This is a genomic window from Enterococcus sp. AZ196 (assembly GCF_050498845.1).
Lineage (GTDB): Bacteria > Bacillota > Bacilli > Lactobacillales > Enterococcaceae > Enterococcus_A > Enterococcus_A murrayae.
Genome location: NZ_JBIPAM010000001.1, coordinates 3,554,604 through 3,567,269, shown reverse-complemented (window position 1 = coordinate 3,567,269; position 12,666 = coordinate 3,554,604). Strand labels below are relative to the sequence as shown.

The 12,666-nt window shown below is 38.3% G+C and carries 11 protein-coding genes; all 11 read right to left on the bottom strand.

Going from position 1 to position 12,666, the window contains the following annotated elements; genetic code table 11:
* Nucleotides 1-10: 10 nt before the first annotated feature.
* The gene (locus tag IGI67_RS17140; RefSeq protein ID WP_429956384.1) at nt 11-727 is read right to left on the bottom strand and encodes a sugar transferase; all 717 of its coding nucleotides are present in this window, start codon (nt 725-727) and stop codon (nt 11-13) included.
* A gap of 149 nt (nt 728-876) precedes the next feature.
* Entirely contained in the window at nt 877-1,644 is a 768-nt protein-coding gene (locus IGI67_RS17135; RefSeq protein ID WP_429956383.1) for a CpsD/CapB family tyrosine-protein kinase, read from the bottom strand.
* Between the two features lie 15 nt (nt 1,645-1,659).
* Nucleotides 1,660-2,448, bottom strand: coding sequence for a YveK family protein (locus IGI67_RS17130; protein ID WP_429956382.1), 789 nt, complete (start codon nt 2,446-2,448; stop codon nt 1,660-1,662).
* Nucleotides 2,449-2,525: 77 nt separating this feature from the next.
* On the bottom strand, nt 2,526-3,278 hold the full coding sequence (locus IGI67_RS17125; protein WP_429956381.1) for a helix-turn-helix domain-containing protein: 753 nt from the start codon (nt 3,276-3,278) through the stop codon (nt 2,526-2,528).
* A gap of 134 nt (nt 3,279-3,412) precedes the next feature.
* On the bottom strand, nt 3,413-4,513 hold the full coding sequence (locus tag IGI67_RS17120) for a hypothetical protein (RefSeq protein ID WP_429956380.1): 1,101 nt from the start codon (nt 4,511-4,513) through the stop codon (nt 3,413-3,415).
* Nucleotides 4,514-4,543: 30 nt separating this feature from the next.
* A complete protein-coding gene (locus IGI67_RS17115; RefSeq protein ID WP_429956379.1) occupies nt 4,544-5,284 on the bottom strand; it encodes a hypothetical protein in 741 nt (246 codons plus the stop codon).
* Between the two features lie 123 nt (nt 5,285-5,407).
* Entirely contained in the window at nt 5,408-7,090 is a 1,683-nt protein-coding gene (locus IGI67_RS17110; RefSeq protein WP_429956378.1) for a hypothetical protein, read from the bottom strand.
* Nucleotides 7,091-7,870: a hypothetical protein gene (locus IGI67_RS17105; RefSeq protein ID WP_429956377.1), complete on the bottom strand. Its 780-nt coding sequence runs from the start codon at nt 7,868-7,870 to the stop codon at nt 7,091-7,093.
* A gap of 28 nt (nt 7,871-7,898) precedes the next feature.
* Nucleotides 7,899-8,474: a signal peptidase I gene (gene lepB, locus IGI67_RS17100; protein WP_429956376.1), complete on the bottom strand. Its 576-nt coding sequence runs from the start codon at nt 8,472-8,474 to the stop codon at nt 7,899-7,901.
* A gap of 69 nt (nt 8,475-8,543) precedes the next feature.
* Nucleotides 8,544-10,829 carry a glucosaminidase domain-containing protein gene (locus IGI67_RS17095; protein WP_429956375.1) on the bottom strand — a complete coding sequence of 762 codons (2,286 nt, stop codon included), beginning with the start codon at nt 10,827-10,829 and terminating at the stop codon, nt 8,544-8,546.
* 61 nt (nt 10,830-10,890) lie between these two features.
* Nucleotides 10,891-12,648 carry a class C sortase gene (locus IGI67_RS17090; RefSeq protein ID WP_429956374.1) on the bottom strand — a complete coding sequence of 586 codons (1,758 nt, stop codon included), beginning with the start codon at nt 12,646-12,648 and terminating at the stop codon, nt 10,891-10,893.
* Between the last annotated feature and the right edge of the window lie 18 nt (nt 12,649-12,666).

Below are 12,666 nucleotides of genomic sequence, written 5' to 3'. Positions count from 1 at the left end.
TTGTGACTCCTTAATACGCACCCTCTGGTTTTATCATTACTTTTATTGTCTTTAGGATGAGTCGAATGTCGTACCAGAAACTTCGTTTCTGAATATATTCGATATCAAATGCGACCATTTCCTCAAAATGAACCTCACTTCGCCCACTGACTTGCCACAAACCAGAACAACCGGGCTTTACTAACAAACGTTTTCGATCATGGGGTGTGTAATTGATCACTTCTCTTTTTAAAGCGGGCCGTGGTCCGATTAAACTCATTTCACCTTTAATGACATTCACCAGTTGTGGAAATTCGTCCAAGCTTGTTCGTCGGATAAGTTTTCCAAATTCAGTGACTCGAGGATCCTCTTTCATTTTGAACATCGGTCCTTTGACTTCATTTTGATCAAGAAGTTCTTCTAATTGCTTCTCCGCATCCCCATGCATTGAGCGAAATTTATACATTGTGAAGGAGTTACCATCTTGACCGATCCGTTCTTGTGTAAAAATTATAGGAGCCTCTGGATCTTCTTTATGTACTTTATAAGCCACCCACAACATAATCGGTGAAAGAAAAATTAAGCCAATTAAGCTAAAAAATAGATCAATTGACCGCTTGAAAAATGTATAAAATCTTCTCTTTTCCAGATTCAATTGATCGAATTGATTCAACTGGAAGTGCCTTTGATCGTCATATCTACGGCTTTTTACGCTTCCTATATACCCAAAATTATTTTCATTCTTCATCCCTAACTCCTCCAACAATAATGAGCATTCAAAATTTACGAATGCAAAACATTTGAACATTTTTTGATTGACTAATAGAATATGACTTCCAGATATGATGGCATTTTCTTCGTAAGTAGCTTAACGAATAAGTGAGAAATATAGAGTGTTTATTTCCCCTTTTTCGTTCTTTCCGTTCCATAATAATAAGCCTCATTTTTTTTGTTGACCCCGTTATAAACCACACCGATCACCTTTGCATTGACCATTTCCAACAGTTTCTTTGCTTCCAGTAAATTTTGTTTTTTCGCTACTCGTTCTCGCACGACTAAAATCGTGCCATCGACGTATGAAGATAAAATTTGTGCGTCTGCCACCATCACCACTGGCGGCATATCAAAAATCACTAAATCAAACGATTCTGTCAAAATTTCAATCAATTCCTTCATTCGATTGGAATTTAGCAATTCCGAAGGATTTGGAGGCGTTGGACCACTGGGAATCAAATACAGGTTTTCAACACTTGTTGCAACTAAACGACTACCTACTTGTGCATGACTTTGGGTCATATAGACATTCTTCACCTCGGTCTCAGATAAGAAATTCGCACTCGTTGAATTTTTTTCGGTCAAATAATTGCTCAGTCCGTTAACATTTGGTATACCAAAACTCAAAGCAACATTTGGTCTTCTTAAATCGGCATCAACTAAAGCCACTCGATTTCCCGCATTGGCAAAAACAATCGCTAAATTCGCAGCCGTTGTTGTCTTTCCTTCGGATGGGCCAGACGAAGTCACCACTAGTGACTTAATTTTTTTATCGGCAGTTGAAAATTCAATATTCGTTCGAATTTTTCGATATTGCTCAGAAATTGCAGAATATGGATTAAGTGCTGCTACTAAATCCACTGGGGCAATCAATTGTTCCTTATTTTCCATCTAACTATATGCTCCTTATAAACGTTCTCGATGTCGATTAAGAACCGTTCTAGCCGCAAGAGTACGTTTTATAGTTCCTTGCTCCGGTGTCCTTGTTCCACGATGATCACTTAGCTCTTCTGGATTGATTTCAGAGACATCACCGAGAATCGGAAAAACTAAATTTTCTGTTACGTATCGTCGATCCTTCACTGTATCATCAAAAAATTCTGATACAAATGCACTGACGATTCCCACTGTTAATCCCAATAGCGCACCAATCAATAAGCTCAGTTTAGTGTTTGGGAAAACGGATTCCGTCGGAATCATTCCTTTAGAAGTAATAGTTACTTTGCTCACTTCCAACACATCCTCGGCTATTTCTTGAAAGGTTGTCGCAGTTACATTTACAATCCGGGCTGCCTTTTTTGGTTCCGAAGATGTCACGATAATCTGAAACATTTGAGAATTTTGTGTTTGCTCGATTTCAATCATCTCTTTTAGTTCTTTGTTACTGTAAGTGTACTGATACTCTTCACGTAGATTCTTTTGTACAGCATCAATAACGATATCGCCTTTTATCATGTCCTTATAGGTATTAACCATCAGAACATTGCCGTTGATATCATTTTGTAGATTCGTATTCCCATTTTCTGTCTGCTCATTTTGAACAATCAATTGTGCTGCAGACTCGTATTTCGGTGTTAATAAGAAGAAAGTTACAATTGTCGCGATCACGATCCCAATAATCGTTGTCCCTAAAATCAATCGTATCTTCTTTTTCAAAACCTGAATCAATTCATTTAAATTAAGGCTATCTTCCATTTAAATTCCCTCTCGGGAAACGATCCACTGTTTTATTGATCGTTTCACATCTGTTTTTCATCTGAGGCTTTCCATTGTTAGTAATCAATATGATTTAACCAATCTTCCTCCTTTAACAACTCGATCAACTGAAAGTCAAGTTGATATCCTCGTCCCCAAAAAGTTTGAATTGCTGATTGATCTAGATTCATCTTTGAAAATTTCGTTTTAAGTCTCGAAGTAATGGATGAAAGTGATGCTAATTGCGAATTGCTAATGGATTCTCCCCAAACTCTTTCACAGATCTCTTCTCTTGTTACAACACGGTCTTCATTCTGTAAAAGAGCAGACAACACCTTCAATTCGTTTTTTGAAAGTCGATTTAAAATAGACCGAACCTCCAGTCTATTCATAGATAGCTTTCCTTTTCCATATTCCTTTGCTTCAACGATCATTTTTTGATTAGCTATGCCCGTCTTCGATGTCGATTTCAATTGAGCTAGTCGTTCCCGCAACTCATCAATTGAATCATTGGTTGTGATCAGACCAGATACGATACCTCTCTTGTAATAGTCCGCTTGTTTGGCAGCTTCTTCATTTTCTACTTTTCGAATAATATGATCGGAATATCCTTTCAAAACAGGACCTAAGTCATCAACTTCTGATTCACAAATAGTTTCACTTAAAATAATATATTGAAAGAAATGCAAAACATCTAAACCTTCTCTATTTTTACTACAGTAATCAAATAGTTTAGTTGAACTAAACACTTCATAATTCAACGACTGCAGTTTTCTCTGAGTTTCCTGATCTGATAAAATATTTCTAGTCAAAATCAATACTTGATTCATTTTTTTCTCTCCTTTAGATAGATATTCACTCCTAATGACCGAATAATTCATATATAGAAAAATAGCGGACACAAGAAAGAGAGCCGAGAAGCAGGACGTCATGACTTTGCTTGCACCGCTCTCCCAAAAATTTATTAGTACTCTTTCCTTGGCATCACAGAAACTTTAGGATACTCATAGCGACTCTTCATCTCTTCAAAATCATGAACATCATCGTGCGCCAAATGATCCACACGACTTTTTAGTTCTTCGTAAATGCTTAGAATCGCTTGGCGGGATTCATCAACTTCATACGATACTTCTTTTGCTCGTTCTTGAATCGTTTGTAGCTCACTTTGCGATTCTTGAATAATTCGTTGGGCATCAATCTTCGCTTTTTCGACCATTCGATTGGCCTGTTTACGCGCAGAGATTAAAACTTCACCGATTTCATGCTGCGAATGAATAGATTCTTCCTTCAATTGATCGTTTTCTTTTTGAAGCATCATAATTTCATGCTGAAGCTCTGTCACCAGTTCTCCTTCGATCACCGCATTTTGATGGTTTTGATCGTCGATCAAACGTCTCATTTGTTCTTCTTTTTCGCGTACTTGTTGCTCCTTATTGAAAATAGATTGATTCAATTGGGTAATCTGTTCTTCCTTATTCGACAAATCTGCAGTTAGTTGATTCACCTGTGTTTCAAGATTTTGAACTTTTTCAAAACGATGCAGCTCTTCTTCTTTTTGTGTCAATGTCAATTCATGATATTGCTGCTTGGCTTCTTTTAATTCAGCTTCCACTCCCTTATAATTCTCCAATAGATCTTTCAAAGTTTTAACTTCATTAGTTGCTTTCTCTAATTGAATCTTATGCTCTCCTGAGGCGGATTCCTCTGTTAAACGCTGTATTTCTTGACGACTTCGGCGCACTTCTGTTTCTAAATCTTGAACTTGACGGCGCGCTTCAGCTTTTTCCTCTCCCGCTCGTAGAATAGATCGCTTATATTGTTCATTCTCACGAACTAGACGTTGTTTCTCTAATTCATTTTCTTTCTTTAACCGCTCGATTTCCTCTTCTTTTTCTGTCAATTCATTCTTTACTTTCTCAAAATCGTCGGAAAATTTCTTTCCTTGTGGAACCGATTTAACCGGTTCTTGTTCGTCATACATCACCTGTTCCTCAGGAACAGAATTGATTTCATCAATGATATTCTTATTAAAAAACCAACCATTCTTTTTTTGTTGTGTATGCATGTTAGCCACTCCTATCTTCTTTTTCTTTCCTTAGTCATCTTCTTGAATTAATGTAAACTCTTCATCTGGTTTGTCTCGTGAGAATGTACAGCTATATGTTTTTTTCTTGTTCTTATCATTCATCAGATTCATTTGGAATGTGATTTGTGTCAATTTTGAAACAGCCTTTGCTTCTTTTGCAAAAGCTTTGATATTGTCTTTGATCTGTTTGCGGTTATCCTCACTTCCAGAATCACCTGCTAATGCAATATTTAATGTCTGGCTTGGAATATCTAATACGATCAATGTGGTTGATAATCCAAAGTACGGACTTACTTTCGAAGATATGTCACTTTCTATTTCGTATTGCCGTTCACGATTTTCTTTCGAAAATAATTCATCCCATGGATACTCCTTCAAGCCGATCCCTTTTGCAGGATAGGCTTTGATGGGCATTTTTGTGATAATTTGTTTTTGTTCTTTTTTTAACGTGTATAGTTCATCTTTTAATTGATTACTTCGATCCGTGACCACCTGCAGTTGCTCTTCCAATTGAAAGAGACTGTAAGTCGTTAATAATAATCCCATGGCTAGAACTATTGCCACTATCAGTAAAGCCGATACATGTTTTTCTTGTTCTGCTTGCTTCACATAATCCAACTTACGTTGGAAGGAGACTGGGGTATTTGGTGGCAATTGAAGTCGTTGTAATTGCACCTTAATAATCATTCGTCGAAACCAAACAATCAGTATGACAATGACCAGTCCCACGCTAATCCAATTAATGATCAAACGTTCTCTATCCTCTCTCTTTGGTTTCGTTATCTAGTGATTCATTCGTCTTTCTAACTACTATTTAGAAGCACCTAAGGTGTCTCTTGCAAAATTTTTTCTCTACACATGTTACTACTGGAATCAAAACAGTCGATTACCTTCTTCTTGTTTTTTCTTTTTGATTTCTTTTAATAACGTTCCATTTGAGAGGGATTCCACCTTAAATTCCAACTCATCATAAATGGAAAGAACACTTTTTCTAGATTCAGAGACCTCGATCAGAATTTTTTTTGCTCGATTACCAATTGTTTCCAGCTCTAGTTCTGCCGAATTGATCATATGTTTCGCTTCTGCCTGTGCCTCTTCAATTGTTCGATTCGCTTGTTTCTTGGCAGAGATTAGAACTTCTCCAATTTCTTGTTGCGATTGCACCACTTCTTTTTTTAATTGCTCATTTTTATCAAGTAATTCTTTCACTTGTTCCTTTGTTTGAAGCAATTCCAAACTTTCTTCTTCTGATTTTTGTTCTTGTAAATCTGATAATTCCGCTTGTGCATTTTCCAGACGATGTTCTAATGTTTCTTTCTCTGCTTCAAGCTCTTCCAGATGGGCCATTTTCTCTTCAAATTTCGAAATCTCTTCATGGGCATCAAACAAGGCGCTATTAAGTGCCTCTTTTTCGGCCACTAATTTTTCCACATCTTCGGTCATCTCTGTGGACTCTTGCTCTGGTGCTTCTTTTACCTCTTCTTGTGTTTGTCCTTGTTCGCCAGCTTCCATTTGTGAATCCTCCACTTCTAATTGATTGTTCTCAATCAATCGTTCCTCTAAAAGTTGATTTAATTTTGTTTCATTGTTTTGATAGGCTTGTAGCTCTCGGTCTTTCTTTTCGATCAGCTCAAGTAACACGTCATTTTCTACTCTAAGCTCTGCCTTTTTTTGACTTTCTATTTGATGTGCTTTATGTAACTGTTGATGCGTATCTTCCAATATCTTTTTTTCAGATACTAATCGCTGTATTTCTTTTTCTTGCTCGTTTATTCTTTCAAGATTTTTTGTAAATTTTTCCAACTTTTCTTGGTTTTCCAGAGCTTCTCTTTTGAGCTGCTCCACTTCTTTTTCATAGTCACTATTTTTTTTTTGAGCTGACTGATAGTCTTGTTTCAGCTCTTCGAGCTCACTCATTAGTTCATCGATCGGGACACCTTTTTCTGCTTCCAACTCTTTCAACTTGTTCGTTAATTCTTCACGTTCTTGTTCCTTTTCTACTAACTGTTGTTGAAGGGTTTCCAATGTTTTCTCGATCGTCACTTTCTCTGTTTCTGCTTCTTCCAATTTATGTTTCCAATGCTCGTTTCGATCATTCAATTCCTCTTCAAAGCGAGTTTGTTCAACATCTAATCGTTCTTTTAATTCTTCTTTTTCGTTTTCCAGTTCTTGGATATGAATCAATCGTTCTCTTTTTAACGTAGCCAATTCTTCTTCAAGACGTCTAATTGTTCCCATCAAAACAATTTCCTGTTCTGAAGATCGCTCCTTTTTCTTTTGTTCATCTTCTGTCTGAATTTTTTGAATCTGTTCTTCTAAGACATTGATTCGTTCTTGATTCTTATGATTGATTCTGATCCATTCATCCCGTTCTTTTATCAATTGATCTCGTTGGAAAAGTGTCCGATTTAATCTTTCTTGTATATCCAAAGGGTCCTCTAGACTGTCTAACTTCTCATTGAAGCGCTCTTCCGCTTGTAACTCTTCTTCTGAAATTTCATTGATAAATTCCTTCAACGCATCGGTTGAAAGCCATCGTCTCTTTTTCTCTGCCATTTAGCCTTTCCCACCATCGTTCTTAAGATTCTGTTCGGAAACATTCATTTTCTTGAATGACTCTCCCGGTTTTTCACGTGAATAATTGACATTGTAGATCACTTTTTTTGATTTACCGACAGAGGTGACCATTCGCACATGTATGTCTGTCAATTCTGGTATTGATTCTGCTTCTTTTGCAAAAGCTTCAATATTTTTTTTAATCGCTTCTTTGCCTGTATCATCCTCTGTTTGACTCTTCAGTTGAAGCGAGATTGTTTTAGGTACAGCTAAGGAAACCGTCGGTTCCACAGCACCAAAAAAGGAAATTGTTTGCTTTGAAAGATCGTCTTCAATCTGCTTCTGAATGGATGAATCCTTGCTTTCTCCTATTAGCTTTTTCCAATCATAGTCTTTTAGACCAATCCCTTTTTCTGGATACTTTTTCAATGGAATACTGGCGGCTAATTGTTGTTGTCGTTGCTCCAACACTTCGATCCTATCTGTTAGTTTATTCGTCTGCTTTTTCATCTTTTGATTTGTATCCACCAGAATCACTAGGGCACTGACAATTATTACTATCGTGACTCCCAGCAATAAGCACCCACGAATTAACGTATGAATATGCTTTTCTTGTTCGATTTTCTTCACATAAGTCATCTTTCGTTGAAACAAAGAAGATTGTCCTTCTTCTCTTTGAATAGCTGAAAAGCGTCTATCCAGATTAATGCGCAAGAGCATCAAAATGATCACTCCGATAGCTATGGTGCCACTCACTATTTCCAAAATTTCTACTATCATGTTCTTTCCTCCAGCAGGTTTTTCTTTCTCATTCCGTTTCCGCCTGCTTTTTCAATAAAGACGGGAGGTGAAATTGAACGGTTCCCTCGATATTTCTTTTTTGAACAAACCCAAAGGTTCGACTATCTTTCGAGACATCAATGTGATCTCCTGTTGTAAAGTAGAACCCTTCGGGAATTTTTGTTAGGTCCTGAAATTCTTCTGCTACAGCTGGCGCTAATTGAAAGGTATAAGTTGTTTCAAAATCTCCCTGGGAACCAATGCTTAAGACCATTCGATCATTACGGATAAACATGCGATCTCCAGGTAATCCGATGACTCGTTTAACGAACTTGCCACTTTCTCCTTTAACAGAAAAAGCGATCACATCATACCGCAAGATAGAGCCTTTTCTTTTTACTAATACCATGTCTTTTTCTGATAATGCTGGCTGCATCGACGTACCTGAGATTGGGTGGAAACTATACTCTTTGCGTGCAAGCATTCCCGTTCCAATCAGCGCAATCAGAACCAATAGCGTTAATATAGTGAGTATCAGACTTTTTGCGATCGAACGCTGGGGCAGTTTTTCTACCTTTTCTTGACGTGATCGAACAGTTGCCATAAGTTACAGTGCTCCTTATACACTAAATTGTCAGAAACTATCTGACTTATTATTCACTTCTTCATTCGATTATTTTGCTTTGATGTAGGAAACTTGATCAGAAGTTGCTAGACTGCTATCGATCACTCGATAAGAAATGATTGTTCCACCATAGACATTTCCTTCGGAAATTAAGATTCCTTCTGGTCGAACAACTTCCACAAAAGCCACATGACCATACCGAGCATCAGAACCTGCGACTCCTGGTTTGAAAGAGATCAGCCAACCCGCTTTTGGTTTTTGACTGACTTCATAACCTAAGGCTTTTCCCTTAGTTGCCCATTGTCCGCCATTGCCCATGTAGTCGTCCACAGTTTTTCCTAGTTGATTGACACGGTTAAAGGCATACCATGTACATTGACCAACAGGATAAGATCCTGAAGCATTATAATCCACCCCATTGTAGTCTGGGTATTTCATACGGCTACGGTACTCTTCTGGAATCTCATCTTTGCCCTTAATAAAAACTCCTGAGTTACTCTCAGTGGTTTTTACTTGGTCATATTGTGTCAAATGATACAAGGCAATTATAGAGTTTAATTTTTTTCCATATGTCGTATCTGTCGCGTAAGTACCTGTCAATGCATCCGTTGTACGAAGATAGTTCTTAGCTTTTGAACGCCAAGTCTTTTCGTAATAGCTAGCATTTCCCGAGATACCTCCACGCAGAAGTTCCACATAATCCCCTAATGACGCCGCAAAATTTGGATACTTACGAAATGCTGAATTGATGGAATACAGTTCACCGTTGCCTCTGTCTTCTTGTGTGGCCATTGAAATTGATTGGCCTTGGTATGAACCTTTTACACCGAATAGATTATGATTTGGTGGTAAGGATAAACCACTCGTACCAGAACCACTTTCTAATAGTGCTTGGGCAATCATTACTGAAGCGAATACGTCGTATTCCTGCCCCAATTTCTGCGCATCTTCGCCAACTTTTTCAATGAAGTTTTTCGCACGTTCATTTTCCGTAAAATTCATAGCTGCCGGGTAGTCTTTTAATACTTCTTCACCATATTCCGTCAATGTCACTTCTGGAGTTTCTTGAACCAATAAATCCTCATCTAAATCAATGGATTCAACTACAACTTGGCGTTGTGTTTCTCTTTCTTCTGAGTTCGCTAATGTCGTTTCTTCCGTTGATCGCTTGTTTACTCTCTTTGTTTTTTCTCTCTTTTTCACTTTTGTAGCGCCAGTGCCCACTTTCATCACTTTTTCTGGCGTAACAGATTCACTGGTGGTTTTGTTCTCCGTATCCGTGGTTTCCTCTGTCACTTCAACATCGTTCACAGATAAGTAGTAGTCTTCTCCAATATAGATACCGAGTAAAACCGTTTGGTCCTTCTCTTTTCGGTACAACAAACTACCAATTTGAAGTTCCTCTGGCATCTTTTTTGGTGTTCCAGAAGGTTCAATTGCATACAGCTCTTTATAAAGAGTTGTTACCAGTTGCTTCACATCGTAGGTTTCTTCTTGTTCAATCCCCACTTGCTTAATCCCTTCATAGATCAATGCTCCATGAGCTTTTTCTTTCAGTCGGCTCAATAATGGCAACTCAAACCCTTTTAGGTCAGACTGAGCTACTCCAGTGGCTTTTAACTCGCTTGGCAAATTCAAGGTACTTGTTTCTGAAAATGCTTCTGGAACAGTTGGTGTAAAGGTTGGATTTGCTTGAACACTTGATACATTGGGCGTCACATTTGTTGCCGCAGCCGGTGAATCTGGTACCGTCGGTACCGGTGCAGGAGCCACTGGTTGTGTTGGTTTACCTGTTGGCTGACTGGTTGACGGTTGCGTTGGTGCCACACTACTCGGTGTTGTTCCACTTGGTTTTGTACTGCTTGGTGTTGTCGTACTTGGCTGTGTCGGTTTCGGTGTTGACGAACTTGATGAGGTTGTCCCTGTACTGGAAGAGCCACTTGAATTCGACGAACTACTCGAAGAACTAGAACTTGACGACGGCACCGCTGTACTTGGATTAGTTGACGTGTTACTCGTACTTCCTTCAGAAGGGGGCGCTTCTGAAGACACAGTGCTTTCTGGATTTCCTGATTGTTCTATCGAAACACTTGGCTCAGCCATCGGTGTTTCGCGCTCAGCTTCTATGACAGGTCCTTCACTTTCCACAATTTCTTCATTAACTGAAGAAACATTATTTTCGGGAACAGAATACGTACTTTCTGTTGTTTCAGTTTCTATGATTGAAGGAGCGCTTCTATTTAATTCTCCGGCTTTTAATGCGCCGCTTCGTAAACTTGCTATGCCACCTATCAATACCAAAATGCCAAAAACACCTATCATTATCTTTTTCATGAATTGAATTTCCTTCCTGAATTTAACTTAAACGCTCAAGCATTGCAGTCTCTACGCTCTTTTAGCGAATAAGACTGAAGAATAAAATGGGTAATAGAAAGAAGAGAAACATCGGAACCATTGTTTGAAGCGGTTCTGAAACAAATTTTGCAGCGATCAACATTGCGAACTGCGTAAAGGGCAAGACTCTTCGCTCTTTTAAAATCTTTCCAGAAGATTCTTTTTGGTCGTTCTCTTTGATTTCTAGTTGTTTCAACAGCTGTTCATTTGCTCCATTGATGGGTTGGACATCTGTCAATTTTCCTTGAACTACGCGACGATAGATTGTACCAATATCCCCTTCACATCGAAGCAAAGTTATGGTCTGTTTGCCGTCCTTAGTTTTCGCATCAATATAAGAAACTTCCGTTTCTTCAATCACCTTATTCAATGAAACATCATAGGTATAGATATCTTTAAAATCTGTGGCATAAATCTTATCACCAAGAGTCAACTGCTTAATTCGATGAAGCAATACGTCTGTTTCAAAAATATTGTGTGCCAATAAAACATAATTGCCTTTTCCGAGTTGTTGATCCGACCGATAAGTCGCCGCACCTGTCAACAGGTTTTGATTGGCGATCCCAGCTAAAATAGGCAGATCAACGTCAACCTTTGGGATATTGAGTTTTCCTATCCCCCAATTATTGGTGGTCTCAAAACTATTCCCGCGAGCCTCCGCGTAATTTGCGACGTTGACACTCGCGATCTGTTTCTCGGCATAATTTGCCCGGTTGATTTTATCTAAGTTGAAAGTACTCAAGGTTTCACTTTGCCCAACATCCACGGCTCCTAAAGAAGTATCTTCTTGCATCTGAACATAACCGTAAGCCGCTACTGCCAGTACCGTCATCATGGCAACAAAAATCAACACGAAATAGATTTTCGTTACTCTGAATAAGCGGCGCAAATTCTTCCGTGCTTTGTTTACCACAAGCGGATTATCGGATCTGAATCGTTTGACATGGAAACGATAGATTGTGATTAACACGAGGAATAAGAGTACATTTATAATAATGGTTGCTAACACAACGTTCTGATAGCTCCATAAATTTCGTTTGTTAATTTTTTGTTTTTGAGCATCTTTATAAGGAATACGATGGCCATTTACTAATAACCGATAGGTATTAATCCCCGGCGGGGTACACGTTAAGAGCGTCACCATATCCTTTCCAGGTACGATTTTTACTTTTTCTGCTTCACTAGGTAATATTTCCTCAAAGGATTCAATTTGATATGCCAATCGTTTCCCTAAAATATTGATGTAGAAGATATCGCCTTCCTCTAAGTTTTTTATATCTGTAAACAGGATCTGGTTTTGAACACCGCTATGGCCTGTAATTACAGCTCGTGTGTCTTTGCCACCTATCGGTATCGATGATTGTTCTAAATGACCCAACCCTTTATCCAACGTTTTAAAGGAAGTACCATGATAAAATGGCATTTGCTTGATATCGATCCCGGGAATATCGATCGTTCCCATAACACCAGAATCATTTTTGATAATATTTTTGTAAACCATGGGTTCTGTATGTTTTCCTTGTTGCTTTTCAAAAATATAGTTGTTGTAAACCTTTGCTAAGTTATATTGTTCCTTTTTCTCTTTCGCCGACATTTTTTTAAGGGCATTATCGTATGAGGTGCTTGCTGCACTGCGTTCACGATTGGCTAGATAATTTCCAACAATCGGATACATCAATACAATGACGCCAGCAACAATCATAAAAATGGCAAAGCTCATAATAAAGGTATTTCGCTTATTATTCGGTTGTTTCTTCATGCTCAGCCATCCTTCTAT

Bases quoted from the DNA above. Each gene is read 5' to 3' on its own strand.
- IGI67_RS17140 (WP_429956384.1), bottom strand. From the start codon at position 727: ATGAAGAATGAAAATAATTTTGGGTATATAGGAAGCGTAAAAAGCCGT.
- IGI67_RS17135 (WP_429956383.1), bottom strand. From the start codon at position 1,644: ATGGAAAATAAGGAACAATTGATTGCCCCAGTGGATTTAGTAGCAGCA.
- IGI67_RS17130 (WP_429956382.1), bottom strand. From the start codon at position 2,448: ATGGAAGATAGCCTTAATTTAAATGAATTGATTCAGGTTTTGAAAAAG.
- IGI67_RS17125 (WP_429956381.1), bottom strand. From the start codon at position 3,278: ATGAATCAAGTATTGATTTTGACTAGAAATATTTTATCAGATCAGGAA.
- IGI67_RS17120 (WP_429956380.1), bottom strand. From the start codon at position 4,513: ATGCATACACAACAAAAAAAGAATGGTTGGTTTTTTAATAAGAATATC.
- IGI67_RS17110 (WP_429956378.1), bottom strand. From the start codon at position 7,090: ATGGCAGAGAAAAAGAGACGATGGCTTTCAACCGATGCGTTGAAGGAA.
- IGI67_RS17105 (WP_429956377.1), bottom strand. From the start codon at position 7,870: ATGATAGTAGAAATTTTGGAAATAGTGAGTGGCACCATAGCTATCGGA.
- lepB (WP_429956376.1), bottom strand. From the start codon at position 8,474: ATGGCAACTGTTCGATCACGTCAAGAAAAGGTAGAAAAACTGCCCCAG.
- IGI67_RS17095 (WP_429956375.1), bottom strand. From the start codon at position 10,829: ATGAAAAAGATAATGATAGGTGTTTTTGGCATTTTGGTATTGATAGGT.
- IGI67_RS17090 (WP_429956374.1), bottom strand. From the start codon at position 12,648: ATGAAGAAACAACCGAATAATAAGCGAAATACCTTTATTATGAGCTTT.